A 26,105-nucleotide genomic window follows, 5' to 3' on the forward strand; every position below is an offset into this window, starting at 1 on the left:
CAGGAAGAATGGATCGTTAGGGCAACTTCTGGTACTATTCGTGCATGACACAGCTTTCCCCGATCCCCAGCTATGCGCTTTTTGGTGAAACCAAAGGGTTTCCCGATGTGCTGCATTGCGAACGGATCAAGGACCGCGCACCGGATCACGCTTGGCATATCGCGCCGCATCGCCACGCTCAGCTTGCTCAGGTACTGTATATTCTTTCGGGCGGTGGCACCGCAAATATCGAGGGCGACCGCTTTGCCCTGACGCAGGGGTCGGCTGTGTTTATTCCACCGCGCATGGTGCATAGCTTCGACTTTACCCCTAACACCCAAGGCATGGTGCAATCCTTTCCCATCGCGATTCTGCACAGCATCGGGCCGGTGAATGCAGAACTGGGCAATGCGCTGTCCAAACCCGCGGTTGGGCGGGCGGCGGGCTCCTTGGTTGCGCTGATGACACAGCTTGAAACGGTGACCGCCCAGACGACTGCCCCGTTTCGGGCGCAGATCGCTGTGGGGCTAGGGCACGCTGTTCTGTCCAGCATCGCGGCATGGGGGACGCTGCAAAAGGACGGCAGCGCCCCGCACGACGACCGGCTGGCGCAGCTGGACCAGTTGATCAGTGATCCGGCCAACGCGGGCTGGACGGCCAAGGATTTTGCCGGCAGCATTGGCGTCAGCACCGGACATCTGTCGCGCCTGTGTCGCGCAGCCAAAGGCCAGTCCGCCACCGCCTATATCGAAGCCCGCCACATCGACGAGGCCTGCCGCTTGCTCGCATTCACGCGCCTTTCAGTGGCCGAGATAGGCTACCGTCTGGGCTTTGCCGACCCGTCCTATTTCTCGCGGCGATTTCGTACCGTTCAAGGCGTCACCCCGTCGCAATACCGCCATCAGTTCGCAACATGACCGCTGTTTCCCTGCACCACAGGTTGAAGAGTCGGCAATTCCGTGCCCCAAAGCTGACAAACGTCAGATTTATTAACTGTTATCGCTAACAGCCGTTTGACCTCCCCCTGACGATGCGTGAAGGTGACGCTAGGGAGCCTGCGTAAATCGTGATGCGCAGAATAAAGAAACCAAAGTTTCTGGGAGGAAATCTAATGACTAAAGGCAATATGAACCGCCGCACCATGCTGCGTGGGGCCGCTCTTGGCGCGCTGGCAACACCGGCGCTGGTTGGCAAGGGTATCGCACAAGGTAAGGTAAACTGGCGCGTGCAGGCGCACTGGCCCAAGGCGTCCAGCTCTTTCAACGACAGCCTTGGTAAACTGGCAGAAGTGCTTGAGGCGCGCACCGAAGGCGCGTTCAAGATGGATCTGCTGGGTGCGGGCGAATTCGCCAAAGGCCCCGACATCTACAACATTGTGCGCAAGGGCGTTGTGCCCATGGGGACGGTCAGCCCGTCCTATGTGCAGGATCAGGCGCAGGCCGCGTCCTTCCTGTTCGGCATCCCCGGCACTTTCCGTCAGGCGTGGGAAATGGAACACGCGGTCAAGAACCTCGGCCTTGAGGCCCTGGTGAACGAAGAACTGAACGCCGACGGCGTGATGATGAAGACGGAAAAAGTTCTGCCCGTCGAGATCGTCGTGTCGAAAAAGATCGAATCCGCCGAAGACTTCAAAGGGCTCAAGCTGCGGTCGTCCGGCACAATGCTTGATTACCTGCAGTCCGCCGGTGCCGCGCCGCAATACATTCCAGGCTCCGAGCTTTATCAATCGCTCAGCTCGGGCGTTGTGGATGGCGCACACTGGGGCGCTGCCGTGGGGGCGAAATCCATGTCCCTATGGGAGGTCTGCAAATACCATTACAAACCCGCGCTTGGTCAGACCACTGACGCCTTTATCCTGAATATGGAGGCCGTTGACGGGCTGGAAGACGATCTGCGCACTGCCCTGCTCGACACAATGGAGACGCGGTTCTTCCAGCGGTCGGCCGAATACCAGCACGCCGAAGCCATCGCGATTTCCGAAGGCATTGCCGAGAACAACATCGAAGTATCTGAACTGCCCGACGATGTGCTGGCAATCCTTGCGGATGCGTCGTCCAAGATCCTCGATACAGAGGCGCAGAAAGGCGAACGCGCGGCGAAGGCGGCAGACATCTACAAAACCTTGATGACCGACCTCGGCTATCTTTAAGCGTCTGATCCGGGGGGATCCCCCCCGGTAAGGCCGCGCTGAAAATCATTGTAGCCGCCTGATATGTCCTTGCATTTCTGGCGGCTCGTTTTTGTCCTGAGGGAGAAACGTTTTGTTTAAACTTGCGCGCTTCATCACGCAATTGAACCGCATTATCGGCTATTGGATCAGCTTTTGCGTGCTGATTATCTTTGCCCTGCTCTTGGCCGATGTGGTCATGCGCTATCTGATCGGACAGCCCGCGATCTGGACTGCCGAACTGGCGACGCTGATCTTTGGGGTCTATGCAATCATCGGGGGCGGGTACCTGCTGACCGAACGCGGCCACGTGAACGTCGATATCATCTACGGCCAGTTTTCACCCAAGCGCAAAGCGCTGGTGGACATCGTGACATGGCCGCTGTTCCTGATCTTTGTCGGCGTGCTGCTGTGGCAAGGCTACGACATCGCGTCCGAGGCCATTGCGGATATGGAGCGGTCGAACTCTGTCTGGAAAGCCCCGCTGTGGCCGACTAAATCCCTGATCCCCGTCGCCGCCTTGCTGCTGCTGTTGCAGGGGTTTGTACGCCTTTGGGCCGATGTGCGCACCCTGATGGGACTGCCCAATGATCCCGCTATTTTTGGTCAACCCGCCACCGGTGACACCGAAGCCGCCCAAGCCGCTGGAGGCCACTCATGAGCGTTGAAATTCTGACCATGCTATTCTTTGGCGCGCTGCTGCTGTTTGTGATGCTCGGCACGCCGCTTGCCTTTGCCCTTGGGGGAATTTCGGTCATCTTCCTGTACGCCGAAATGGGCGATCTGGGGTTCTATCTGCTCGCCTCTAAAATGTGGGAGACGATGCAATCACCCACCCTGATGGCGATCCCGCTGTTTGTCTTCATGGCGATCCTGCTTGAAAAATCGGGGGTCGCGAATGACCTTTACGATATGATGCACGAATGGTGGGGCGGCCTGCGTGGCGGTCTGGCAATTGGCACGGTGCTGATCTGCGTGATCTTTGCCGCCATGTCGGGCATCTCGGGTGCGGCGGTTGTGACAATGGGTACCATCGCACTGCCCAAGATGCTGGAACGGGGCTATGACAAAAAGCTCGCACTTGGGGCTATTAACGCGGGCGGCGGCTGGGGCATCCTGATCCCGCCGTCGATCCTGATGGTGCTCTATTCGCTGCTCACCGAGGTGTCTGTCGGTCGGCTGTTCGCAGCGGGCATCGGGCCGGGGCTGCTGCTGTTTTTCCTCGTGTCCGTCTATATCGGCGGACGCTGCTGGATGCAGCCGGAACTGGGTCCCGCCCTCCCGAAAGAGGAACGCGCGAACTGGGGGCAGAAACTGCGGTCTCTCAAGGCGGTGATCCTGCCGATCCTGATCGTGGTGATCGTGCTGGGGGCCATCTTTGGCGGGTTCGCCACCCCGACCGAAGCCGCCGCCATCGGTGTCTTTGGTGCGATGGTCGCCACAGGCGTGAACCGGCAACTGTCATGGGCCGTGATCCGTGACGCCTCTGTCGCGACGCTGAAACTGACCGCGCTGATCATGTGGATCCTGTTCGCGGCCCACGCCTTTAGCACGGCCTATACCGCGCTTGGGGCACAAAGCCTGATCCAGGACATGATGAACCTTGTGCCCGGTGGGCGTTGGGGGTCGCTGGTATTTATGCTGGCGGTGCTCTTCATCCTTGGCATGGTGCTGGATCCGGTGGGGATCATGCTGATCACCCTGCCTGTGTTCCTGCCCGTGGTGCAGAGCTATGGCTTTGATCCGATCTGGTTCGGCATCCTCTTCATCATCATGATGGAGGTCGGGTATATGACCCCGCCCTTCGGCTTTAACCTCTTTTACCTCAAAGGGGTGGCCCCGCCGGATGTGACGATGGGCGACATCTATGCCTCTGTGACGCCCTATGTGATCGTCACGCTGATCGGGGTCTTGCTGATCATTCTGATCCCCGAGATCGCGACCTATCTGCCCAAGTACTTCTACGGGTAGGCCGACCGCAAAACTGCTTTGACCCGCGCCCAAGCTGCGGGTCAAAGCCACTGACGGGATATGCCCAAATTATAGGCATCCGTCGCGAAGCAGCCTCAAATTGCGCCAAAAATGCCCATTTCGGATCGCACCCGACGGGAATCACGCTATCCAGATGGGAGTTATTTTCAACTGGACGAGGCCCCCCATCAACATCGCCGCCCATACCGATCAGGCTTTCGCCGTGCCGATGCAACCCCGCGCCCGCGGGGCGTTGCGCATCAGCAGCAAGACCTACGGCGGGACGTCGGTGATCGACGATCTGTACCAGCAGGGCTGCTTCAAGGCGCTCTTTCCGCGTGCGGCGGCGGGTGGTCTGACGGGGGTCTTCCTTAACACTTCAGGCGGGATGACGGGCGGCGACGAACTGTCGATCCACGCCACTGCCGGTGCGGACAGCCGCCTGACCTTGACCAGTCAGGCTGCCGAACGTGTCTATCTGGCACAACCCGGCCCGATGGCGCAAATGACGACGCGGCTGGTCGCAAAAGGCGGGGCACGGATCGATTGGCTGCCGCAGGAAACGATCCTGTTCAACGGCTCTGCCCTGCGCCGCAAGCTGGAGGTGGACCTGACGGGCGATGCCTGTTTCTTCGGCGTAGAGCCGCTGGTCTTTGGCCGCGTCTCCATGGGCGAAACGCTAAGCGACGCGCGCTTTGCCGATAACATCACGATCCGCCGCGACGGGCACCCCATCTTTGCTGATGCCGTGCGCCTGTCCGGCGATATCCACACGCAACTTGCTGGCACCGCCACGGCGGGCGGCAACTGCGCTATGGCCAGCGTGATCTACGCCGCCCCCGATGCCGAGGCGCTGCTTGCCCCCCTGCGCGCGCTGCTGCCCGCCAGCGCCGGTGCCAGCCTGATCCGCGACGGCGTGCTTTATGCGCGGCTCCTCGCGCCCGACAGTTACATCCTGCGCCAGTCTCTGGTGCCGATCATCGCCCGCCTGCACGGCGCGGCCCCTCCCAAAACATGGATGCTTTGACATGCAGCTGACCCCCCGTGAAAAAGATAAATTGCTGATCGCCATGGCGGCCGAAGTCGCGCGTAAGCGCTTGGCCCGCGGCGTCAAGTTGAACCACCCCGAGGCAATTGCCCTGATCACCGATACCGTCGTCGAAGGCGCACGCGATGGCCGCAGCGTGGCCGAGATGATGCAGGCCGGTGCCCAAGTCATCACCCGCAACGACTGTATGGAAGGCATCGCCGAGATGATCCACGACGTACAGGTCGAAGCCACTTTCCCCGACGGGACCAAGCTGGTCACCGTGCACAACCCCATCCGCTAGACCCCGTTCGCAAGAAAGGCCCCCGTTATGAAACATCTGATGATCCTGCCCGCCGCCCTGATGGCCGGCCCTGCCCTTGCCCACCCCGGTGTGCATATCGCCCCCCACGGGGCCGAATGGATGCCTGTCTTCATGGGGCTCGCCGTCATCGCAACCGCCGCGGCCATCGCGCTGCGCGGGCGGGTCAAGGCCCCCCGCAAGGCGCGCAAATGATCCCCGGAGAGGTGCTTTGCGCCACAGGGGACATCACCCTGAACGCGGATCGCACGGCCATCACCCTGATGGTCGCCAATACCGGCGACCGTCCGGTGCAGGTCGGCAGCCATTATCATTTCGCCGAAACCAACCCCGCGCTCGACTTTGACCGCGCCGCCGCGCGTGGTCACCGGCTGGACATCGCCGCCGGCACCGCCGTGCGCTTTGAACCCGGTCAACGCCGCGAGGTGCAGCTGATCCCGCTCGCGGGCGACCGTAAGGTGTATGGGTTCAACGCTGAAGTGATGGGCGCGCTCTAAGGCGCTTCGAGGAAAGAGAGACCGATGACCACCACACTCCCCCGCTCTGAATATGCAGCGATGTACGGCCCCACCACGGGCGACCGGCTACGGCTGGCTGACACCGATCTGATCATCGAGGTCGAACGCGATCTGACGACCTATGGCGAAGAGGTGAAGTTCGGCGGCGGCAAGGTGATCCGTGACGGCATGGGTCAGTCGCAGGTCACGCGGGCGAATGGTGCGGTGGATACCGTGATTACCAACGCGCTGATCGTCGATCATTCGGGCATCTACAAGGCGGATGTCGCGCTGAAAGACGGGCGCATCGCGGCGATTGGCAAGGCGGGCAACCCCGACACCCAGCCCAACGTCGACATCATCATCGGACCAGGAACCGAGATCATCGCCGGCGAAGGGCGCATCCTGACCGCCGGCGGTTTCGACAGCCACATCCACTTTATCGCGCCCCAGCAAATGGAGGACGCACTCCATTCCGGCGTGACCACCTGCTTTGGCGGCGGCACCGGTCCGGCGCATGGCACGCTCGCCACCACCTGCACCCCCGGCCCGTGGCATATCGGGCGCATGTTGCAGGCGATGGACGGCGTGGTGATGAACATCGGCCTCGCGGGCAAGGGCAACGCAAGCCAGCCCGGTGCCCTGATCGAAATGGTGAACGGCGGGGCCTGTGCGCTGAAGCTGCACGAAGATTGGGGCACCACCCCCGCCGCGATTGATTGCTGCCTGTCGGTCGCGGACGACATGGACGTGCAGGTGATGATCCACACCGACACGTTGAATGAATCCGGCTTTGTCGAACATACGCTTGGCGCGATGAAAGGCCGGACCATCCACGCCTTCCATACCGAGGGCGCAGGCGGCGGCCACGCCCCCGACATCATCAAGATTTGCGGCGAAGAACACGTGCTGCCGTCATCGACCAACCCTACGCGCCCCTTCACGGTGAACACGCTCGAAGAGCATCTGGACATGCTGATGGTCTGTCACCACCTTGATAAATCCATCCCCGAAGACGTCGCCTTTGCCGAAAGCCGCATCAGACGCGAGACGATTGCCGCCGAGGATATCCTGCATGACATCGGCGCGTTCTCGATCATCGCTAGCGACAGTCAGGCCATGGGACGTGTGGGCGAGGTGCTGATCCGCACGTGGCAAACCGCCGACAAGATGCGCAAGCAGCGCGGGCGCTTGCCCGAAGAAACCGGCGACAACGACAACTTCCGCGTCAAACGCTATATCGCGAAATACACGATCAACCCCGCCATCGCCCATGGTGTCAGCCGCGAGGTCGGGTCGATCGAGGTCGGCAAGAAGGCCGATCTGGTGCTGTGGAACCCCGCCTTTTTTGGGGTGAAGCCCGAAATGGTATTGATGTCGGGCATGATCGTCGTGGCGCAAATGGGCGACCCGAATGCGTCGATCCCCACGCCGCAACCGGTCTATACCCGCCCGATGTTCGGGGCCTATGGCAGCGCGCTCCAACATTGCGCGGTGACCTTTATCTCGGAAGCCGCGCAATCGAACGGGCTGCGCGACAGCCTTGGCCTGCGCAAACAGACCATCGCGGTGCAAAACACCCGCAACATCGGCAAATCCGATCTGATCCATAATTCGGCCACCCCCAAGGTAGAGGTGAACCCCGAAACCTACGAAGTCCGCGCGGACGGCGAGCTGCTGACCTGCGCGCCCGCTGAAACCGTCCCCATGGCGCAACGCTATTTCATGTTCTGAGGCCCCACGATGACCGACCTTCCCCCCGCCCATACCATCAAACGCCACGGCCAGTGGGACCACGCGGATGACAGTTGCGTGTTGACCTACGACGACCGTTTTTTACGCCGCAAGCGGTTGCTCACCAGTCACAATCGCGGGTTCCTCGTCGACCTCGCCCATACGGAATCGCTGAACCACGGCGATGCATTCGAGCTTGAAGGCGGGCAGATCATCGAGGTCATTGCAGCCAAGGAAGCTTTGCTGGAAATCACCGGCGACGATCTGGTGCGGCTGGCGTGGCATATCGGCAACCGCCACTGCCCCTGCCAGCTTGAAGCCGCCCGCCTGCTGATCCAGAACGACCACGTGATCCGCGACATGCTGACCAAGCTCGGCGCGACGCTGCGGGATGTGTCCGAACCCTTCATTCCCGAAGGCGGTGCCTATGGCCACGGTCGCACCCACAGCCACGCCCATTAGGCCGCTTTGACGATGCAGACCCAAGCGCTGATCACATTGGCCCAATGGCTGTCGCCCAGCTTTCCCATCGGCGCGTTCAGCTATAGCCACGGGCTGGAAATGGCCGTGCAGGACGGCACCATTCACGATGCGGCCAGCCTTCAGGCATGGCTGTCGGATCTCATCACCCACGGTGCGGGCCGGACTGATGCGATCCTGCTGAACGCTGGCTTTGCGGGCAAGGGGGTGGACGAGGTGGATGCGCTGGCGCGCGCGCTGGCACCCTCGTCGGAGCGACTGACAGAGATGACCCAACAGGGCGCGGCCTTTGTACGGGTGGTCAATGACGTCTGGGGGCATGAGCTCCCCGACCTGACGCTGCCCGTCGCCTTTGGCGCGGCCTGCGCAGCGCAGGGCTTGCCTGTGGATCAAGGCGCGCAGCTGTTCCTGCACGCCTTCGTCAGCGCACTGGTGTCTGCCGCGATCCGTGCGGTGCCTTTGGGCCAAACGGACGGGCAGCGGGTCATCACCGCCCTTGCCCCTTTGTGCCACCAAACAGTGACCCTGGCCCTGTCACAAACCGTCGACGATATCGGCAGCGCCTGTTTTCTGGCCGATATCGCATCGATGCAACATGAAACGCTTTACTCTAGGATGTTCCAGACATGACCTCTCCCCATGGACCGCTTCGTATTGGCATTGGTGGCCCCGTTGGCGCGGGCAAGACCACGACGACCGCCGCGCTGTGCCGCGCCATGCGCGACCATTGGTCAATCGGCGTGATCACCAATGATATCTACACCCAAGAGGACGCCGAAGCGCTCATGCGGCTTCAAGTCCTGCCGCAAGACCGGATCATCGGTGTCGAAACCGGCGGCTGCCCACATACTGCTATCCGCGAAGATGCCTCGATCAATCTTGCCGCCATCGCGCGGATGCGTGATCGCCATCCCGATCTGGACTGTGTGCTGATCGAATCCGGCGGCGATAACCTGTCTGCGACCTTCAGTCCCGAGCTGGCAGATGTGACGCTTTACGTGATCGATGTGGCCGCAGGCGAAGAAATCCCGCGCAAGGGCGGGCCGGCGATTACAAAGTCAGACATCCTGATCATCAATAAAACAGACCTCGCGCCGCATGTGGGCGCGTCGCTTGAGGTGATGGATCGTGATGCAAAACGGATGCGCGGTGATCTGCCCTATCTCTTTGCAGAGATGAAACACGATAGGGGTGTGGCAGAGTTGCTGGACCTGATTGTCAAAATCGGAGGCCTTCGTCCGGTTCCCGAAAATTAACAATTTGCAATAATACTGGCGGAATTTTGCCCACAGGAATCCAGACGCTTTGATTTTGGCCAAGAATCGCGGAATGTCTGCCGGACTTTACTGGGACAGTAAGGTGAGTGGAAACGAGCAGCAGGACAGATAAATGAGCGTGAAACGCCAGTGGACGTCGAAAATCGGTATTTCAATTTTGTCCGCAGCCCTGCTGCTGACAGCGGCCTGTGCCCGCGGCCCGGTTGAGGTTCAAACCATCAGCCAAGCGGGCATCAACCCTGACCTACACGCCATGGCGATCCGCGAAGTTCGCGTTCTGCAATCCAAAGGCCAGCGCGTTTGGTGCGTACCCTTCGCGCGCAACGCCAGCGGTGTCCAAATCCGCGGCAACGCCAACACTTGGTGGGCCAAAGCCAACGGTCTTTACGAGCGCGGCACAAAACCCGCTGTTGGCGCCGTCATGGCGTTCAAAGGCACCCGCCGGAACCCGATGGGCCATGTCGCCGTGGTCTCCGAAGTTGTTTCCCCCCGCGAGATCAAGGTTGATCACGCCAACTGGAAGCGCAACAAGATCTCTCTGGCGATGACCGTCAAAGACGTGTCGCCCCGCAATGACTGGTCCGATGTGCGGCTGGAAAGTCAGGCTGGTTCATTCGGCAGCGTTTATCCGATCAACGGGTTTATCTATCCCAACACGAAAAAGGGCCCGTCCAACGAGATGGCCCAGGCCCCCGTGTTTGCATTTTCAGCGACACCGACACAAAGCAACTAATCAGCGGGGCGGCAACGCTCCTCATGGTTGCAAATCTGCTGACACTGGCGTTGGGTAGGCACACCTAGATAACAGGATGCCCCCAATGACCCAGCAGCAAAACGCCTCTTGGCAGATCACCAAACCCGCAACCCGCAGCCGCAAAGGCATCGTCGCGTCGCAAAGCCGTGTGGCGGCTCAGGTCGGGGCGGATGTCATGGCGCAAGGCGGCAATGCGGTGGATGCCGCCATTGCCACCTCCTTTGCGCTTGGGGCGGCTGAACCGTGGATGAGCGGAATGGGTGGCGGCGGCTTTATGGTCGTGCGTATGGCCGGCGAGAAGACTGCCAAAGTCATTGAGTTCGGAATGAAATCCCCCAAGGGGCTGGATGTTGCCGACTATCCAATCGTCGGTGGCAAGGCGAGCGATCTGTTTCCGTGGCCTTCCGTGCTGGACGATCGCAACGTTTTCGGGGCCAAGGCGATTGCAATTCCTGGTCAGGTCGCAGGCATGGGGCTGGCGCATGAACGCTTTGCCACGAAGCCCTGGGCCGATCTGCTCGCCCCTGCGATCAAGCTTGCCGATGCGGGGCTGCCCGTCGATTGGTATACGCAGCTGATCCTTGGTGGATCGGCCAAAGACCTCGCCCCCTTCCCCGCCTCGGCCGAGACGTTCCTTAATGAAGACGGCTTTCCGAAATCCTCGGGGTGGACCGCCTTGGGCGAGACGACATGCGACCTGAGCCGTCTTGCGGCATCGCTGCGCACCGTGGCAACAGATGGGCCGCGTGCATTTTACGAAGGGCCGCTGGCGCAGTCGATTGTCGCGGATTTGCAAGCGGCGGGCGGACACCATGCGGCAGAGGATCTGGCGCAATATCAGGCGACACTGGTCGATGCGATGCACTATGCCTATCGCGACCACGAGGTGATCGCCACGCCGACGCTGACCGCAGGCCCCACCATGCGCCGCGCACTTGATCTTATGACGGCTTGGCAGCCCGGCACTGACACCCCCGACGCCGATGCGTTCATCGCCTATGACCGCGCCATCCGGCAGGCCAATCAGGAACGCTATGATACGATGGGCGATACCGAACATGAACCGGATCCGTCCTGCACCACACACTTTAGTGTCGTGGACGAAGCGGGCAATATGGTCGCCGTCACGCAAACGCTGCTGTCGATCTTTGGCTCGCGGATGATGCTGCCGCAATCCGGCATCCTGATGAACAACGGTATCATGTGGTTCGACCCCGAACAGGGCAAGCCGAACTCGCTCGGGCCAAACAAGCGTTGCCTTGCCAATATGTGCCCCACCCTGCTGCACCGCGCTGATGGCTCGCAGTTCGCGCTTGGTGCATCTGGCGGGCGCAAGATCATGCCCGCGGTGGTCGAGCTGACGTCGCTCCTGCTCGATTACGGGATGGATCTGGAAACCGCCTTTCACGCGCCGCGCACGGATATGAGCCTTGCCGATATCACCATAGTGGATCAGGCGCTCCCGCCGCAGGTGATCGCGACGTTGAAAGAGACGCTGGAAAACGTCGTGACTGCACCGCGCACGATCTTCCCCTATCACTTCGCCTGCCCCTCTGCTGTCGGCCGAAAGGGAGATGAAAACACCGGCGCGACAGAGGTGATGTCGGCGTGGGGGGATGCGATCAGCGCCTGAAAGAAAGGCGGCGGAGCATAGCCGCTCTCACCTGTGCGCCTGACAAAGAGATGTACATTCGCGTCATAACCGACTAGGGACGGGCGCAACACGTGGCTGGCGTATCCGCTTTTGCCGCGACGCGCGTATTTGTAGCGCGACATTTTCTCAGACAGGACAATCCCTTGATCCAAACCATCGCAGACGCGCTTGCCACCCAAGGCTATGATTCGCTTACCCCCGTCCAAGAGGCGGTTACCAACCCAGATCTGGTCGAAGCCGACCTTCTGGTGTCAGCCCAGACGGGGTCCGGCAAGACAGTGGCCTTTGGTCTGGCCATCGCACCGACCCTTTTGGGCGACGATGAAAAATTCGGACACGCTGGCGCGCCACTGGCGCTGATCATTGCACCGACCCGCGAATTGGCCATGCAGGTCAGCCGCGAACTGACGTGGCTGTATGGCAAGGCCGGTGCGGTCGTGACCACCTGCGTTGGCGGCATGGACACACGCACCGAACGCCGTGCGCTGGACCGTGGCGCACATATCGTCGTCGCGACACCGGGCCGCCTGTGCGACCACATCAAACGCAACAACATCAACCTGTCCGACATCCGCGCCGTGGTGCTGGATGAAGCGGACGAGATGCTTGATCTGGGTTTCCGCGAAGAGCTGGAATTCATCCTCTCCGAAGCGCCGGAAGAGCGCCGCACGCTGTTGTTCTCGGCCACCGTGCCTGCGGCGATCGCCAAGCTGGCCAAATCCTACCAGCGTGATGCGCAGCGCGTCGAAACCGTGGGCGAAAAGAAACAACACGCCGACATCGAATACCGTGCGTTGAACGTACACCCGCGCGACACTGAAAACGCGATCATCAACGTGCTGCGCTTCTACGAGGCGAAAAACGCCATCGTCTTCTGCAACACCCGCGCCGCCGTTGCGCGCCTCACCACCCGCTTTACCAACCGTGGTTTTTCGGTCGTGGCACTGTCGGGCGAACTGACGCAATCTGAACGGACCAACGCGCTGCAAGCGCTGCGCGACGGACGGGCCCGCGTTTGTATCGCGACAGATGTGGCCGCACGTGGCATCGATTTGCCCAACCTTGAACTGGTTGTGCATGCTGATCTGCCGTCGAACTCTGATACATTGCTGCACCGGTCGGGCCGTACCGGCCGTGCGGGTCGCAAAGGTGTGTCCGCCCTGATCGTCCCTGCCAAGATGCGCAGCAAAGCCAACCGCCTGATTGGTGGTGCCAAACTGAAAGTCGAATGGGCCAACCCGCCCTCCGCCGAAGAAGTGAACGCCGAAGACGAAAAGCGCTTGCTGGCCGATTCCGCTTGGTCGAACCCGATCCCCGATGATGCGGCAGGCTTTGTTGCGAACCTCGTGGATCAGTTCAGCCCCGAGCAACTGGCCACCGCTTTTGTGAACCTCTATCGTGCGCGCCAGTCGGCACCCGAGCAGTTGGCAGAGCCCGGCACACCCGCCGACGAACGCCCCCGTGGCGACTTTGGTCCGTCGGTCTGGTTCTCGATCTCGATCGGGCGCAACGACGAAGCCGAACCGCGTACGATCTTGCCGATGATCTGCCGTATGGGCGATCTGACCAAGGATGACGTGGGCGCGATCCGTGTGCAGCCAAGCCATACTTTTGTCGAAATCCTCGCGACGTCGGCTGATAAATTCACCACCGCCCTTGGCCCCGAAATGAAAGTCGAAGACGGCGCTGTTGTGACCAAGCTCGACAAGGCTCCTGATCTGTCGCGCGGGCCCAAGCCCGGCGGCCGCGGCCCGAAACCCCAGCGTGGCGGTTCGCGTTTTGATGACAACGCGCGCCCGGATCGCGGGCCGCGCCCGGACCGTGCACCTTACGATCCCGACGCGCCACGCGCACCGCGCAAACCCCGTGCGGCGGGCACCGAAGAGGCCTCGGTCTCTTATGACAAGCCACGCGGGCCACGCCCCGACAAAGGGTTCGACAAACCACGCGGCGACAAGCCCAAGTTTGACAAGCCCAAGGCCCCCAAAGGTGAACGCCCGCCCAAGTCGCACAAGACCGAACGGTCCCCAATGAAGCCCGGTGCCGCACCAAAGCCAAAGACTGCGGGCAAGCCCGACAGCTCTGACAAGCCCAAGGCCAAAGCCGTCTGGAAAAAAGACAAGCCGGCGGATCGCTCGGGTGGCGACAGCAAGCCTGCGGGCGACAAGCCGTTTAAGGCGCGCGCGTCTGACCCTTCGAAACGTTTTGTCCCTCCGGGCAAAGTGGGTGCCAAGCCCAAGGGTGGAAAGCCTGCAGGCAAACCCGCCGGTGGCGACGCATCCCCCAAGCGCGGAAAATCGAGCTTTCGCCCGAAATAAGCGCTTAAGCGCACGCCCCGCGTAGAACCGGGGAAATATAGATCGATCAAATGCTTAGGGGCTGGAATTTTAATCAATTTCAGCCCCTTTTGCGTGCGTCACCCCCCCAAAGCTCCCCTGCGGGGCAGGTTTTTGCTTTTCAGAGGGGGACGTTGCTCCTAACAATCACTGCATAGGGACCGAAACAGGCGCAGGACGCCTGCGCACGGGCCGTTAGAAACAGGGTGCTTTGCCACCCGTCCCAATCCCAACCTCGGAAAGGTCACGCACATGGATGGTACATTTAGCGAAAACGATATCTCCCGTGTGGTCGAGGCAGATCGCGCGCACATCTGGCACCACCTCAGCCAGCATAAAGCCTATGAAACCACCGACCCGCGCATCATCGTCGAAGGCAAGGGCATGCGTGTCTGGGATCAAAAGGGCAAAGAGCATCTGGACGCTGTGTCCGGTGGCGTCTGGACGGTCAACGTCGGCTATGGCCGCGAAAGCATCGCCAATGCGGTACGCGACCAGCTGATCAAGCTGAACTATTTCGCGGGCTCTGCCGGGTCCATTCCGGGGTCGATCTTTGCCGAAAAGCTGATCGCCAAGATGCCGGGCATGAGCCGCCTCTACTACTGCAACTCCGGCTCTGAGGCGAACGAGAAAGCCTTTAAGATGATCCGCCAGATCGCCCACAAACGCTATGGCGGCAAGAAGCACAAGATTCTCTATCGCGACCGTGATTACCACGGCACGACCATCGCTTGCCTGTCTGCAGGCGGTCAGGACGAACGGAACGCGCAATACGGCCCGTTTACCGACGGCTTCGTCCGCGTGCCCCATTGTCTTGAGTATCGCAAGTTCGAACAGGACGGCGCCCCCGAGGATAACTACGGCATTTGGGCAGCCGACCAGATCGAGAAAATCATCCTTGCCGAAGGCCCCGATACCGTGGGCGGGCTCTGCCTTGAACCCGTTACAGCGGGCGGCGGTGTTATCACGCCTCCGGACGGCTATTGGGAACGGGTGCAGGAAATTTGCCGCAAATATGACGTTCTGCTGCACATCGACGAAGTCGTCTGCGGCGTCGGGCGTACCGGCGAATGGTTTGGCTATCAGCACTTTGGCATCCAGCCGGATATGGTCACAATGGCCAAAGGCGTCGCGTCGGGCTATGCGGCGATCGCCTGCCTTGTGACAACCGAAGAGGTGTTCAACCTGTTCAAGGACGACGCCAGCGATCCGATGAACTATTTCCGCGACATCTCGACGTTTGGCGGCTGTACCGCAGGCCCTACCGCCGCAATTGAAAACATGGCCATCATCGAGCGCGAGAACCTGCTGCAAAATACCTGCGACATGGGGCAATATATGCTCGAAGAGCTCGAAGAACTGTCGGACAAATACGATGTGATCGGTCAGGTGCGCGGCAAGGGTCTGTTCCTTGGCGCTGAGTTGGTCCAAGACCGCAGCACCCGCGTTCCCGTTGTCGAAGCGCAGATTCAAGCGGTCGTCGCAGACTGTATGGCGCAGGGCGTGATCATCGGGGCGACCAACCGGTCGGTGCCGGGCAAGAACAACACCCTTTGCTTCAGCCCTGCGTTGATCGCGAAGAAGGACGATATTGATCAGATCATCGCGGCTGTAGACGGGGCAATGGGTCGGGTGTTCGGCAGCAAATAGGCTGCCGCTCCGGCACTTTGTTGCCGATCAAAATAATCTTACTGGAACCAAACCCGTCACATAGCGTTAAGTACTGAAGCTAGTATGGAGTATATCATGAAAAAGCTACTTTTGGTCCTGCCTATGGTTGGCGCACTCGCCGCTTGCGAAACGCAGACTCAATCTTCTGTAACCGGCGCTGCTGCTGGTGCGGCTCTGGGTGCTGTCGTGTCGGGCGACGATGACAAAACCAAAGGCGCCGTTCTGGGTGGCTTGGCTGGCGCTGCTGCAGGTGCATACCTGGGCCGCGGCAAAAACGGCCAGTGTGTCTACCAGAACTCCGCAGGTCAGCGTTACACAGCTGCTTGCCCATAAGCGTTTTCTGCTCCCGAAGGCAGATATTCACATCAGGCCTCGGCGTTTTGCCGGGGCCTTTTTTATGCGCTGACCGATTGGCTGGGTCTTGCCCATAAAAAAAGGGCGGCTAGATGCCGCCCCGTCTTACCCGTGATTTTACCGCGTGATCAGCCCAGCAAACCCGCGTGCTTCAACCCGTGATCCACGAGCGCTTTGGTGGCATCGGTAAGCGGCACCAGTGGCAGGCGCACCTCGTCCGAACACAACCCCAGACGCGCCATCGCGTATTTCACACCCACCAGGCCCGGCTCGGTGAAGATCGCGTTGTGCAGCGGCATCAGCTTGTCCTGGATTTCCAGCGCCGAGGCATAGTCCCCCGCAAGGCAGAACGCCTGCATCTGGCTCAGCAGCTTGGGCGCGACATTCGCGGTGACAGAGATACAGCCAACGCCACCTTGGGCGTTGAACCCGTGCGCTGTGGCATCCTCGCCCGAGAGCTGGACAAAATCCGGCCCGCACAGCATCCGCTGGTCACAGACCCGCGCCAGATCGCCGGTGGCATCCTTGACACCGATGATGCGCGGCAGCTTGGCCAGCTCCGCCATGGTTTCGGGCAGCATATCAACGACCGAACGGCCGGGGATATTGTAGATGATGATCGGCAGACCGCAGGCCTCGTGGATCGCGGTGAAATGCGCGATCAGACCGGCTTGGGTCGGCTTGTTGTAATAGGGCGTGACAACCAGAACCGCATCGGCACCGACGCTTTCGGCGTGTTTGGCCAGACGGATGCTCTCGGTCGTGTTGTTCGAACCGGCACCTGCAACGACGGGGATACGCCCCGCGGCGGCTTTGACGACTTCGGCGACAACGGTTTCATGCTCGGCATGGGTCAGGGTGGGCGATTCACCGGTGGTCCCGACAGGCACCAGCCCGTTCGATCCTTCCGCGATGTGCCATTCCACCAGCTTCTTGAGCGTGTCCAAATCCAGCGCGCCGTCCGTGAACGGCGTGACGAGTGCAGGTAGTGAACCTTGTAGCATATGCACGCTCCTATTCTTGCGTTGCTGGGCAAGCGCCCAATTGCTGATAGCGGCAAGTTGAGTTGAAACCCCCGCGCCGCGCCGTATGTTGCAAGGCTGTAGCCTTTGACCAGTAGGAAATGCAAGTGATGAGACGCGCCTTGGCGACGCTGACGATGGTTTTTGCCCTCGCCCTTCCGGCCCATGCCGAAAGGCCGCGTCCGCTGGGATGGGCGATGGACGCCATGCGCGCGGGCAGCTGGGATAATGCCGCCCTGATTGCGCGCCGTGATGGTGCCGTTGCGGTAGATGTGATCGAATGGCACCGCCTGCGCGCTGGTCGGGGCACCTATGCCGAGGTGACCGATTTCCTCAGCCGCCGCCCAGACTGGCCGGGCGAAGCCTATCTGCGCAGACAGTCCGAAGAGGCCGTGATCCGCGAAGGTGACAAGGCGATACTGGATTTCTTTATCGGTCAGGGCCCGCAGACGCCCGAGGGTGTGCTGGCCCATGCCGCAGCGCTGCTGCGTGCGGATCGTCTGGGCGAGGCACAGGCGCGGCTGGTGCTGGCGTGGCGTACCCTCCCCATGAGCGGGAACGATCAGGCAAAGTTTATTGACGCGCATGGGTCTTTGTTGAAACAGCACCACGCCGCCCGTCTGGACGAGATGCTATGGCAACGGGAACACGCCGAAGCCCGCCAGATGTTCGATCTGGTCAGTGATGCCGACAAGGCGCTGGCCGAAACCCGCATCGCCTTGCAAAATCTGGACGGCGATGTAAACGCCCTGATCGACGCGCTGCCCGCCAGCAAGGCCGGTGATCCGGGGCTGCAGGCCGACCGCTTTGAATGGCGCATCCGCAAGGGCTACGGCGACAGCGCCAAGGATCTGATGCTGTCGCAATCGATCAGCGCTGCGGCCCTTGGTCAGCCCGCTGCATGGGCCAACCGCCGCCGCGCGCTGGCGCGGGATGAAATGCGCAATGGCGATCCGGCGCGGGCCTATCAGATGGCGTCGAAACACTTCCTTTCCGAAGGGTCGCATTTTGCGGACCTTGAATGGCTGTCGGGCTATATCGCCCTGCGGTTTCTCAAAGACCCCAAGCTGGCGCTTGGTCACTTTCAGGCCCATGACGGCGCAGTAGAATCCCCCATCAGCCAAGGGCGCGCGGGCTATTGGCAGGGTCGCGCTTATCAGGCCATGGGCGACGCCGAGGGCGCCGCCAAAGCCTATGCCCAAGGCGCGAAGTTCCAATCCTCTTTCTACGGTCTGCTTGCGGCAGAGCGGGGCAATCTGCCGTTCGACACGAGCCTTGCAGGCGCGCGCCCTGAACAGGATTGGCGCACATCGGCGCTGGCACAGGCACCGCTGTTTCAGGCGGGGCTGTTGCTTCAAGCCTCGGGCGAGCTGTCGACCGCGGAACGGTTCTGGACCCATCTGGCAGAGCAGTTGATCACCGAGGACGCTGCCCTTCTGGGACAGGCCGCGATTGACGTGGGCCAGCCGCATCTGGCCGTGATGATCGGCAAACGTGTGGCGCAACGGGGCATCACCATCGCCGGCCCCTATTACGCGCTGCATGATGCGATCAAGCTGGACCTGAACATGGCCCCCGAAATGGTGCTGGCCATCGCCCGCCGCGAAAGCGAATTCGATCCCGTGGTCCAAAGCCATGTGGGCGCGCGCGGTCTGATGCAGCTGATGCCCGCCACGGCCAAGGATGTCGCCCGCGATCTGGATATCAGCGCGCTGCACACCACCGACCGGCTGACCGCCGACCCGGAATACAATGCTTTGCTAGGGTCCGAATACCTGTCGCAGATGGCGGGCCGGTTTAACGGGAACGTGGTCATGGTCTCTGCCGCCTATAACGCCGGCCCCTCGCGTCCGACGCGCTGGATGGACACCTACGGCGACCCGCGCGAGGGCGACATCGATATCGTCGACTGGATAGAGATGATCCCTTTCCGCGAGACGCAGAACTATGTGATGCGGGTGACCGAAAGCCTGCCCGTTTACCGCGCGCGCATGGGCAAAGACCCCCTGCCCCAACCCTTTACCGAGGAACTAACGGGCACGACCCTTTTGCCGTTCGCGCCAAAAGGTGAATAGCCCCGCCGCGACGATCAGCGCCGCCCCGATGGCGACATTGGGGCGCACGGTTTCGCCAAAGGCGCTGATGCCGATGATCGCGGCAAAGACCAGCTGCAGATAGGCAAAGGGCTGCACCGCGCTCGCCTCGGCCACTTCGTAGCAGCGGATCAACAGCCAGTGGCCCGTGACACCGGTGATGCACAGGCACCCCATGATCAGCCAGTCGCTGGCGATCATCGGCTCCCAGTACCACAGCCCCGTGGCTGTCATCGCCACTGACCCTGTGACGCCGGTCCAGAAAAAGCTCGTGGCGGTCTTGTCCTTGCGCCCGACATAGCGGGTCAGTAGCCCGTAGACCGCGAACATCGCGGCAGCCACCAGCGGGATCACGGCGGCAGGGTCAAAGACGTTCATCCCCGGCTGCAAGATGATCAGCACCCCGATAAAGCCGACCCCGATCGCCGCCCACCTGCGCCAGCCGACGCTCTCGCCCAAGACGGGGCCGGACAATGCGGCCACCAGCAGCGGATAGCAGGTAAAGACCGCGTGGCTTTCCACAAGGCCAAGGATGGTGAAGGCAACAATCATCACGCAAATCTCTGCCGCCAGCAGCAGCCCGCGAAAGATCTGGAGCACCGGCTGGCTGGTCCGTGCCGCCGCCCGCAACCCACCTGCATGGCGTTTCGCCAGCGCAATCACAAAGGCCGCAAAGAACCAGTAGCGGATCATCACGACCATCATCACATTGTATTCAGACGCCAGATGCCGCGACAGCCCGTCCTGCACCGCAAAGACAAAGGTCGTGATGACCATTAAGGTGATGCCAAGCGGAATATTGTTCGACTGCGCCGACGCAGCCGCGCGGTTGGTTGCCATGCTCATACGCGCACGGCGCGGGTCATATGCCGTTTGCGGCCATAGCCGGTCGTACGTTCCACCGCGAAGCCCGCGCTTTCCAGTGCTCGGCGTACCGCACCGGCAGCAGTATAGGTCGCAGCGGTCCCGAATGGTGCTGTGTGACGCGCCACATCATGCAGCAGGTCCGGCTCCCACAGCTCGGGGTTTTTAGCGGGGGAAAACCCGTCAAGGAACCATGCATCTGCCAGACCGTCCCACGCAGGCACCGCGCGTCGCGCATCGCCGATGACCACAGTCAGCACCACATCGCCAAAGCGCATCTCTCCACCCTCGGGCGACCACGCGGCAAGCAACCCGTCACGCTTGCCGTCGAAATCGGGAAATGACTGATGCGCTTGCGCCATATCTTCGGACGACATCGGGAAGGCTTCGAACGAGGTGAAATGCAGCGTGCCTTTCGCGCCATTGCGCTCCCATGCGTCCCAAGCCACGAGAAAATTCAGCCCTGTCCCGAACCCCAACTCTGCGATGCGGAACCCGTCGCGGAAGCGGTTGGCCAGATCGTTGCCCTCGATAAAGACATGCTGCGTTTCCTCTACCCCGTTATCAAGGCTGAAGTACGGATCATCGAATTTAGAGGACACCGGAACACCGCTGTCTTTCCATTCAATCTCAGCTGTCTGGTTCTCCATGGGATGGCCTTGTGCTATGGGCTTTGCCGAACACTGCGCAAAAAGGGCAAGGATTGGCAATGGCCGAAATCACGATACGCGGCGCGGGAATATTTGGCCTGTCGGTGGCATGGGCCTGCGTGCAACGCGGCGCGACGGTGCACGTGATTGACCCGAACGGGCCAGCTGCAGGCAGCAGCGGCGGCATCGTCGGCGCGCTGGCCCCGCATGTGCCCGAGAACTGGAACGCCAAGAAAGCCTTTCAACGCGATAGTCTGCTGATGGCTGAAGGCTTCTGGCAAGAGGTTGAACAAGCGGGCGGCGGCAACGCGGGTTATGCACGCAATGGGCGACTACAACCCGTCGCGGATGACGCAGCACTGGCCTTGGCGCAGCAGCGGACCGAAACGGCCGAGGCGCTGTGGCAAGGTCAGGCCACATGGTCCGTGATCCGCGCGACTGATACACAATGGCAGCCCGACAGCCCGACCGGCTGGTTGATTTACGACACGCTCAGCGGCCTGATCCACCCCCGCCGTGCCTGTGATGCGCTGGTGCGGGCACTGGCGGCCAAGGGCGTGACCGTACAGGCCGAGGGTGCGGATCGCGGACAGGTGCTATGGGCGACAGGCGTCGCTGGGCTAGAGCAGATGACCGCCAATCACACGCGCCTTGTGGGCGCTGGTGTCAAAGGTCAGGCGGCGCTGTTGCAGTATGACGCAGGCGGCCTGCCGCAACTTTTTGCAGGGGGCGTTCATATGATCCCGCATAGCGACGGGACCGTCGCCATCGGGTCCACCACCGAGCGGAATTATTCTACGCCCGACCAGACCGATGCACAGCTTGATGATGTGATTGCGGCGGCGCGTGCCGCGGTGCCCGTCTTACGCGATGCGCCGGTGATTACCCGCTGGGCCGGCGTGCGCCCGCGCAGCCGCAGCCGTGCCCCAATGCTGGGGCCCTTGCCCGACGCTCCTGGGTATTTCGTGGCCAATGGCGGGTTCAAGATCGGGTTCGGCATGGCGCCTAAGGTGGCCGAGGTCATGGCTGATCTGATGCTGGAAGGGCGCGATATCATCCCCGACGGGTTCCGCGTCGAAGACAACCTTTAGCGCCGCCGCGCACTGTCGCCTACCGAAAGCCCCTCCCCCTCAAACGCAAAAGGGCCCCGGCAGATGCCGAGGCCCTTTCAGATGAGTGACGCCAAAGCTTAGCTAGCGTTTGGCAGGATCACGATCTCAACGCGGCGGTTTTGTGCCTTTCCGGATGCGTTCAAGTTGCTCGCAACCGGCTGGCTTTCACCGCGGCCCACGGACCGGATACGGCTGGCTGGAACGCCATTCGACACCAGCACGTTTGCAACGGCGCGTGCACGGCCTTCGGACAATTGCTGGTTATAGGAAGCTTGACCATCGCTGTCAGTGTGACCGATGACTTGCAGCGTGGAGTTGCTGTACACATTCACATTGCGTGCCAGTGCGGCCAGATCGTTTTGCATGCCGGACTGAACCTGTGTGCTGTCTGTCGCGAACAGAATGTCCTGTGGCAAGGTCACGATCAGGCGATCACCGGTGTTGGTGATGATGACGTCGGAATCCAGCTGACGGCGCAGGTCGGCCTCTTGCTTGTCCAGCGAATAGCCATAGCCGGCGCCCAGTGCACCGCCTGCGACCGCACCGGCCAACGCGCCTTGTGCGCGGTTGCCGTCACCTTTGGACAGCGCGCCGATCACGGCACCGGTACCTGCACCGATCAGCGCACCGTTACGTGTGTTGGCGTTCGGGTCGTTGGGGTTGCCACCAATCGGACCGGGTTCACAAGCAGCCAGCGCCAGAACGCTTGTCAGAGCTACAGCAATGGAGGTTTTCGAAAGTGTCATATCTTATTCTGCCTTTAAGTTGTGGCCCCGTTCGGGCGAGGCAATCTTCACATAACGCCTTACACCAGCCTTTGTTCCCGTTGAACCGGCAGGATCATATGCATAGGCAGCAACCCGCCGACGGCCTCTCAGGCATCAGCGCGGGCAGATTCAAACGCCAGCATGACACGCTTGACCGGCAATCCCCAGTGATAGCCTCCCAAGCCGCCGGATTTGCGCAAGGCGCGGTGGCAGGGGATCAGCCAGCTGATCGGGTTGCGCCCCACCGCTGTGCCCACGGCCCGCACCGCTTTGGGCGTGCCAATTGTTTGGGCGATCTCGGAATAGGTGGTGACATGGCCCGACGGGATCGCCAGCAGCGCCTCCCACACTTTGATCTGGAACGGCGCTCCGATCAAATACATTGGTGCCTTCTCTGCCCCGCCCCCCTGCACGCCGAATGCAATTTGCACCCAGTCGCGCAGCAGTGCCGGATCTTCGCAAAAACGCGCCCCCGGCCAGCGGCGGCACAAATCCTCCATCGCGGCATCGGTGCCCATTTCTGCCGAAAAGGCGAGCCCGCAAATTCCGCGTGGCGTGCCCATGACCAGCGCAGGGCCAAAGGGGCTGTCGAACCACCCCCACGAAATCACAAGCCCCTCCCCCTTACGGGCGAAATCACCGGGGCTCATCGCCTCCCATCGCAGGAACATATCGTGCAAACGACCGGAGCCGGACAGCCCCAGCTCATGCGCCGTGTCCAGCGTGGTAAAGCGATCGCGCAGCAGCGATTTGGCGTGATCCAGCATCAGGTATTGCTGATAGCGTTTGGGCGACACGCCCACCCACTGCGAGAAAAGCCGCTGAAAATGCGCCGGGCTCATCCCCATTTCGCCCGCGATCTGATCCAGCGCCAGCGGGTCGGCGGCGGCATCGATCAGATCAATCGCCCGCCGCATCACACCGTAGTGATAGGCGCTGCCGTCTGCGGTAGCGGCATCTTCGGGGGCGGCGGTTTGGGGCGTGTGCTGTGCTTGTGTCATAGGGGCAGACTACGGCAAGCCCCGCCCCCGCGCGACCCGAAACATGCGCCTAATGACGCAGCCCCCTGCCGCAGCGACGCCCGTAAAATCCGCCGCGCGCGGCTTGCCCTGAGAGGCGAAACCACGCATACCTTGGCGCATGGCCAAAACCCTTGATTATCACACGATCCGCGAGATTTTTATCCGCTTTCAGGACGCCGAGGCGGAACCGAAAGGCGAGCTGGATCACACCAACGTCTATACGTTGCTGGTCGCTGTCGCGCTGAGCGCGCAGGCGACGGATGCGGGGGTGAACAAGGCCACGAAATCCCTGTTCGAGATCGTCGAGCATCCACAGCAGATGCTGGACCTCGGGCTGGAGGGGCTGACCGAACATATCAAATCTATCGGCCTGTTCCGCCAAAAAGCCAAAAACGTCATGAAGCTCAGCCAGCTTCTGGTGGATGACTATGGCGGGGTCGTGCCCAACAGCCGTGCCGCGCTGCAATCGCTGCCGGGTGTGGGCCGCAAGACGGCGAATGTGGTGCTGAACATGTGGTGGCACTATCCGGCGCAGGCGGTAGACACGCATATCTTTCGCGTTGGCAACCGCACCCGGATCGCGCCCGGCAAAACCGTGGACGCGGTAGAGCGCGCCATCGAAGACAATATTCCCGTTGATTTCCAACACCATGCCCACCACTGGATGATCCTGCACGGGCGATACCATTGCAAAGCACGCAAACCTTTGTGCAGAACCTGCATCATCCGTGACCTTTGCCCCTATGAGGAAAAAACCGAATGACCCAATACGAAGTGGTTGGCATCGGCAACGCCGTTGTCGATGTGATCTCGCATGCGGATGACACGTTTCTGAACGACAACGGCATCGAAAAAGGCATCATGCAGCTCATCGAGCGTGACCGCGCCGAAAGTCTTTATGCCACGATGCAGGACCGACTGCAGACCCCCGGCGGGTCGGTTGCCAATACCATCGCGGGCATCGGTGCGCTTGGCCTGTCCACTGCCTTTATCGGGCGGGTCCGCGATGATGACCTGGGCCAGTTCTATGCCAAAGCGATGACCGACATCGGCATTGATTTTGTCAACGCGCCTGTGACCGGGGGCGAGAACCCGACCTCGCGCTGCATGATCTTTGTGACCCCGGATGGGGAACGCTCGTTGAACACCTATCTTGGCATCTCCACGGGGCTTACCTCGGACGATGTTCCGCAGGCGGTGGCCTCCAAGGCCAAGCTGATGTTCCTCGAAGGCTACCTTTTTGACCACGACGCGGGCAAAACCGCATTCCGCGAAGCGGCGCGCGCGGCGACGGCGGGCGGCGGCATGGCTGGAATCGCTATTTCCGACCCCTTCTGCGTGGAACGTCACCGGGATGACTTCCTTGCGCTGATCGAAAACGATCTGGGCTATGTCATCGGCAACGAAGCCGAACTCCGCGCCCTGTGGGAAACCGACGATACCGAAGTCGCTCTGGCCAGAACGGCCGAGATTTGCCCGCTGGTGGTCTGCACCCGCTCGGGCGACGGGGTCACGCTGATGCGCGGCGAAGAACGCGTTGATGTGCCCGTCGAAAAGGTCGTGCCAGTCGATGCCACCGGCGCGGGTGATCAATTCGCGGCAGGATTTCTGTACGGCATGGCCACGGATCGTGACCTCGAGACATGCGGCAAGATGGGCAACATCTGCGCGGCCGAGGTCATCAGCCACATTGGCCCGCGCCCGCAAACCTCGATGATGGACCTGTTCAAAGAGCAAGGGCTGGTCTGATGCTGACGGACGGATACCACGACGTACCTCTTGGCAAGCTGGCGATGGTTGTCACACATCTTGAGATGCGCGAGGCCGCGCCCTCGCGCGATGTACCCGCCCCCGAGGGCGTGACCTTGCGCGCGCTGAGCCCGACACTGGACTGGTACCGTGATATCTTTCGCCGGGTCGGACAGGACTGGCTCTGGTTCGGACGGCTCACAAAAACCGACGCCGAATTGCAGGCGCTGTTGTCGGATGCGGACACGCAGTTTTTCACGCTGACGAAAGATGGCAGTGACGAGGCGCTGCTCGAGCTCAAGTTCACCGCCGACGGCACCTGCGAGCTGGCTTATTTTGGCCTGACGCCCGCGCTGATCGGGTCGGGTGCAGGGCGCTATCTGATGAACCACGCGATCCGTACCGCTTGGGCAAGGCCGATCTCGCGGTTTCATCTACATACTTGCACGCTTGATAGTCCGCAGGCGATGTCTTTCTATATCCGCAGCGGGTTTACACCATATAAACGGCAGGTCGAGGTCGCGGATGATCCGCGCTTGATCGATCTGCTGGACAAGGATGCAGGGGCGCATGTGCCGACTATCGGCTAGCGCCCCCCGCGCC

27 protein-coding genes are annotated in these 26,105 nt (G+C 61.3%); 22 read left to right on the top strand and 5 right to left on the bottom strand.

The window, feature by feature from the left end:
• Positions 1–44: 44 nt before the first annotated feature.
• The 17 genes from GLP52_RS10910 (at position 45) to GLP52_RS10990 (ending at position 16,202) form a co-directional block, all read left to right on the top strand.
• Entirely contained in the window at positions 45–896 is an 852-nt protein-coding gene (locus tag GLP52_RS10910; RefSeq protein WP_237272393.1) for a helix-turn-helix domain-containing protein, read from the top strand.
• Between the two features lie 194 nt (positions 897–1,090).
• Positions 1,091–2,128, top strand: a complete 1,038-nt coding sequence (locus tag GLP52_RS10915; protein WP_237272394.1) for a TRAP transporter substrate-binding protein — start codon at positions 1,091–1,093, stop codon at positions 2,126–2,128.
• 112 nt (positions 2,129–2,240) lie between these two features.
• Positions 2,241–2,807 carry a TRAP transporter small permease subunit gene (locus tag GLP52_RS10920; RefSeq protein WP_093731511.1) on the top strand — a complete coding sequence of 189 codons (567 nt, stop codon included), beginning with the start codon at positions 2,241–2,243 and terminating at the stop codon, positions 2,805–2,807.
• Positions 2,804–4,117, top strand: coding sequence for a TRAP transporter large permease (locus tag GLP52_RS10925; RefSeq protein WP_237272395.1), 1,314 nt, complete (start codon positions 2,804–2,806; stop codon positions 4,115–4,117). Before GLP52_RS10920 ends, GLP52_RS10925 begins: the two co-directional genes overlap by 4 nt.
• Before the next feature lie 154 nt (positions 4,118–4,271).
• Positions 4,272–5,144, top strand: a complete 873-nt coding sequence (locus GLP52_RS10930; RefSeq protein WP_093731513.1) for an urease accessory protein UreD — start codon at positions 4,272–4,274, stop codon at positions 5,142–5,144.
• 1 nt (position 5,145) lies between these two features.
• Complete coding sequence (locus tag GLP52_RS10935; RefSeq protein ID WP_093731514.1) at positions 5,146–5,448, top strand: urease subunit gamma; 303 nt, start codon at positions 5,146–5,148, stop codon at positions 5,446–5,448.
• 27 nt (positions 5,449–5,475) lie between these two features.
• A complete protein-coding gene (locus GLP52_RS10940) occupies positions 5,476–5,661 on the top strand; it encodes a hypothetical protein (protein WP_005851166.1) in 186 nt (61 codons plus the stop codon).
• Positions 5,658–5,963 carry an urease subunit beta gene (locus GLP52_RS10945; protein WP_093731515.1) on the top strand — a complete coding sequence of 102 codons (306 nt, stop codon included), beginning with the start codon at positions 5,658–5,660 and terminating at the stop codon, positions 5,961–5,963. Before GLP52_RS10940 ends, GLP52_RS10945 begins: the two co-directional genes overlap by 4 nt.
• A 24-nt stretch (positions 5,964–5,987) precedes the next feature.
• A complete protein-coding gene (gene ureC / locus GLP52_RS10950) occupies positions 5,988–7,697 on the top strand; it encodes an urease subunit alpha (protein WP_237272396.1) in 1,710 nt (569 codons plus the stop codon).
• A gap of 9 nt (positions 7,698–7,706) precedes the next feature.
• Positions 7,707–8,159, top strand: a complete 453-nt coding sequence (locus GLP52_RS10955) for an urease accessory protein UreE (protein ID WP_237272397.1) — start codon at positions 7,707–7,709, stop codon at positions 8,157–8,159.
• A gap of 12 nt (positions 8,160–8,171) precedes the next feature.
• Complete coding sequence (locus GLP52_RS10960; protein ID WP_237272398.1) at positions 8,172–8,807, top strand: urease accessory protein UreF; 636 nt, start codon at positions 8,172–8,174, stop codon at positions 8,805–8,807.
• Complete coding sequence (ureG, locus tag GLP52_RS10965) at positions 8,804–9,433, top strand: urease accessory protein UreG (protein WP_093731519.1); 630 nt, start codon at positions 8,804–8,806, stop codon at positions 9,431–9,433. Before GLP52_RS10960 ends, ureG begins: the two co-directional genes overlap by 4 nt.
• 133 nt (positions 9,434–9,566) lie before the next feature.
• A complete protein-coding gene (locus tag GLP52_RS10970) occupies positions 9,567–10,187 on the top strand; it encodes a CHAP domain-containing protein (RefSeq protein ID WP_093731520.1) in 621 nt (206 codons plus the stop codon).
• Between the two features lie 85 nt (positions 10,188–10,272).
• Positions 10,273–11,841 (top strand): gamma-glutamyltransferase, encoded by a 1,569-nt coding sequence (locus GLP52_RS10975; RefSeq protein WP_093731521.1) that lies wholly within the window; start codon positions 10,273–10,275, stop codon positions 11,839–11,841.
• A gap of 164 nt (positions 11,842–12,005) precedes the next feature.
• Positions 12,006–14,180: a DEAD/DEAH box helicase gene (locus GLP52_RS10980; RefSeq protein WP_237272399.1), complete on the top strand. Its 2,175-nt coding sequence runs from the start codon at positions 12,006–12,008 to the stop codon at positions 14,178–14,180.
• Positions 14,181–14,450: 270 nt separating this feature from the next.
• Positions 14,451–15,848 (top strand): aminotransferase family protein, encoded by a 1,398-nt coding sequence (locus GLP52_RS10985; protein WP_237272400.1) that lies wholly within the window; start codon positions 14,451–14,453, stop codon positions 15,846–15,848.
• Positions 15,849–15,944: 96 nt separating this feature from the next.
• Positions 15,945–16,202 carry a glycine zipper 2TM domain-containing protein gene (locus GLP52_RS10990; protein ID WP_037944890.1) on the top strand — a complete coding sequence of 86 codons (258 nt, stop codon included), beginning with the start codon at positions 15,945–15,947 and terminating at the stop codon, positions 16,200–16,202.
• A gap of 149 nt (positions 16,203–16,351) precedes the next feature.
• Here the strand turns inward: GLP52_RS10990 and dapA are convergent, their stop codons facing one another.
• Entirely contained in the window at positions 16,352–17,227 is an 876-nt protein-coding gene (gene dapA, locus GLP52_RS10995; RefSeq protein WP_093731524.1) for a 4-hydroxy-tetrahydrodipicolinate synthase, read from the bottom strand.
• A 119-nt stretch (positions 17,228–17,346) separates the two neighbouring features.
• Between dapA and GLP52_RS11000 the strand changes: the two genes are divergently transcribed.
• On the top strand, positions 17,347–19,320 hold the full coding sequence (locus GLP52_RS11000; RefSeq protein WP_237272401.1) for a lytic transglycosylase domain-containing protein: 1,974 nt from the start codon (positions 17,347–17,349) through the stop codon (positions 19,318–19,320).
• Here GLP52_RS11000 and GLP52_RS11005 read toward each other — a convergent pair.
• Both GLP52_RS11005 and mnmD read right to left on the bottom strand, forming a co-directional pair.
• Positions 19,276–20,184: a DMT family transporter gene (locus GLP52_RS11005; protein ID WP_237272402.1), complete on the bottom strand. Its 909-nt coding sequence runs from the start codon at positions 20,182–20,184 to the stop codon at positions 19,276–19,278. The two genes, GLP52_RS11000 and GLP52_RS11005, sit on opposite strands and share 45 nt — an antisense overlap.
• A complete protein-coding gene (mnmD, locus tag GLP52_RS11010) occupies positions 20,181–20,852 on the bottom strand; it encodes a tRNA (5-methylaminomethyl-2-thiouridine)(34)-methyltransferase MnmD (protein ID WP_237272403.1) in 672 nt (223 codons plus the stop codon). Before mnmD ends, GLP52_RS11005 begins: the two co-directional genes overlap by 4 nt.
• 59 nt (positions 20,853–20,911) lie before the next feature.
• Here mnmD and GLP52_RS11015 point away from each other — a divergent pair, with 59 nt between their 5' ends.
• On the top strand, positions 20,912–21,943 hold the full coding sequence (locus GLP52_RS11015; RefSeq protein ID WP_237272404.1) for an NAD(P)/FAD-dependent oxidoreductase: 1,032 nt from the start codon (positions 20,912–20,914) through the stop codon (positions 21,941–21,943).
• A 98-nt stretch (positions 21,944–22,041) separates the two neighbouring features.
• Here GLP52_RS11015 and GLP52_RS11020 read toward each other — a convergent pair whose 3' ends face one another.
• Both GLP52_RS11020 and GLP52_RS11025 read right to left on the bottom strand, forming a co-directional pair.
• Positions 22,042–22,710 (bottom strand): OmpA family protein, encoded by a 669-nt coding sequence (locus GLP52_RS11020; RefSeq protein ID WP_237272405.1) that lies wholly within the window; start codon positions 22,708–22,710, stop codon positions 22,042–22,044.
• A 128-nt stretch (positions 22,711–22,838) separates the two neighbouring features.
• Positions 22,839–23,732 (bottom strand): methylated-DNA--[protein]-cysteine S-methyltransferase, encoded by an 894-nt coding sequence (locus GLP52_RS11025; protein WP_093731529.1) that lies wholly within the window; start codon positions 23,730–23,732, stop codon positions 22,839–22,841.
• Between the two features lie 139 nt (positions 23,733–23,871).
• Between GLP52_RS11025 and nth the strand changes: the two genes are divergently transcribed.
• The 3 genes from nth to GLP52_RS11040 are packed head-to-tail and all read left to right on the top strand — an operon-like array spanning position 23,872 to position 26,092.
• Positions 23,872–24,516 carry an endonuclease III gene (gene nth / locus GLP52_RS11030; protein WP_237272406.1) on the top strand — a complete coding sequence of 215 codons (645 nt, stop codon included), beginning with the start codon at positions 23,872–23,874 and terminating at the stop codon, positions 24,514–24,516.
• Positions 24,513–25,502 (top strand): adenosine kinase, encoded by a 990-nt coding sequence (locus GLP52_RS11035; protein ID WP_093731531.1) that lies wholly within the window; start codon positions 24,513–24,515, stop codon positions 25,500–25,502. The genes nth and GLP52_RS11035 overlap by 4 nt, the downstream gene beginning before the upstream one ends.
• On the top strand, positions 25,502–26,092 hold the full coding sequence (locus tag GLP52_RS11040; protein WP_093731532.1) for a GNAT family N-acetyltransferase: 591 nt from the start codon (positions 25,502–25,504) through the stop codon (positions 26,090–26,092). The genes GLP52_RS11035 and GLP52_RS11040 overlap by 1 nt, the downstream gene beginning before the upstream one ends.
• Positions 26,093–26,105: the final 13 nt, after the last annotated feature.

The organism is Sulfitobacter sp. M22, from assembly GCF_021736025.1.
Classification (GTDB): domain Bacteria; phylum Pseudomonadota; class Alphaproteobacteria; order Rhodobacterales; family Rhodobacteraceae; genus Sulfitobacter; species Sulfitobacter litoralis.

Coding starts and splice junctions, on each gene's coding strand:
- nth (WP_237272406.1), top strand. CDS start 23,872: ATGGCCAAAACCCTTGATTATCACACGATCCGCGAGATTTTTATCCGC.
- GLP52_RS11040 (WP_093731532.1), top strand. CDS start 25,502: ATGCTGACGGACGGATACCACGACGTACCTCTTGGCAAGCTGGCGATG.
- GLP52_RS10955 (WP_237272397.1), top strand. CDS start 7,707: ATGACCGACCTTCCCCCCGCCCATACCATCAAACGCCACGGCCAGTGG.
- GLP52_RS10925 (WP_237272395.1), top strand. CDS start 2,804: ATGAGCGTTGAAATTCTGACCATGCTATTCTTTGGCGCGCTGCTGCTG.
- GLP52_RS10945 (WP_093731515.1), top strand. CDS start 5,658: ATGATCCCCGGAGAGGTGCTTTGCGCCACAGGGGACATCACCCTGAAC.
- ureC (WP_237272396.1), top strand. CDS start 5,988: ATGACCACCACACTCCCCCGCTCTGAATATGCAGCGATGTACGGCCCC.
- GLP52_RS11025 (WP_093731529.1), bottom strand. CDS start 23,732: ATGACACAAGCACAGCACACGCCCCAAACCGCCGCCCCCGAAGATGCC.
- GLP52_RS11020 (WP_237272405.1), bottom strand. CDS start 22,710: ATGACACTTTCGAAAACCTCCATTGCTGTAGCTCTGACAAGCGTTCTG.
- GLP52_RS10910 (WP_237272393.1), top strand. CDS start 45: ATGACACAGCTTTCCCCGATCCCCAGCTATGCGCTTTTTGGTGAAACC.
- mnmD (WP_237272403.1), bottom strand. CDS start 20,852: ATGGAGAACCAGACAGCTGAGATTGAATGGAAAGACAGCGGTGTTCCG.
- GLP52_RS10940 (WP_005851166.1), top strand. CDS start 5,476: ATGAAACATCTGATGATCCTGCCCGCCGCCCTGATGGCCGGCCCTGCC.
- dapA (WP_093731524.1), bottom strand. CDS start 17,227: ATGCTACAAGGTTCACTACCTGCACTCGTCACGCCGTTCACGGACGGC.
- GLP52_RS11000 (WP_237272401.1), top strand. CDS start 17,347: ATGCAAGTGATGAGACGCGCCTTGGCGACGCTGACGATGGTTTTTGCC.
- GLP52_RS10935 (WP_093731514.1), top strand. CDS start 5,146: ATGCAGCTGACCCCCCGTGAAAAAGATAAATTGCTGATCGCCATGGCG.
- GLP52_RS10960 (WP_237272398.1), top strand. CDS start 8,172: ATGCAGACCCAAGCGCTGATCACATTGGCCCAATGGCTGTCGCCCAGC.
- GLP52_RS11035 (WP_093731531.1), top strand. CDS start 24,513: ATGACCCAATACGAAGTGGTTGGCATCGGCAACGCCGTTGTCGATGTG.
- GLP52_RS10915 (WP_237272394.1), top strand. CDS start 1,091: ATGACTAAAGGCAATATGAACCGCCGCACCATGCTGCGTGGGGCCGCT.
- GLP52_RS10985 (WP_237272400.1), top strand. CDS start 14,451: ATGGATGGTACATTTAGCGAAAACGATATCTCCCGTGTGGTCGAGGCA.
- GLP52_RS11015 (WP_237272404.1), top strand. CDS start 20,912: ATGGCCGAAATCACGATACGCGGCGCGGGAATATTTGGCCTGTCGGTG.
- GLP52_RS10930 (WP_093731513.1), top strand. CDS start 4,272: ATGGGAGTTATTTTCAACTGGACGAGGCCCCCCATCAACATCGCCGCC.
- GLP52_RS10990 (WP_037944890.1), top strand. CDS start 15,945: ATGAAAAAGCTACTTTTGGTCCTGCCTATGGTTGGCGCACTCGCCGCT.
- GLP52_RS10970 (WP_093731520.1), top strand. CDS start 9,567: ATGAGCGTGAAACGCCAGTGGACGTCGAAAATCGGTATTTCAATTTTG.
- GLP52_RS11005 (WP_237272402.1), bottom strand. CDS start 20,184: ATGAGCATGGCAACCAACCGCGCGGCTGCGTCGGCGCAGTCGAACAAT.
- ureG (WP_093731519.1), top strand. CDS start 8,804: ATGACCTCTCCCCATGGACCGCTTCGTATTGGCATTGGTGGCCCCGTT.
- GLP52_RS10975 (WP_093731521.1), top strand. CDS start 10,273: ATGACCCAGCAGCAAAACGCCTCTTGGCAGATCACCAAACCCGCAACC.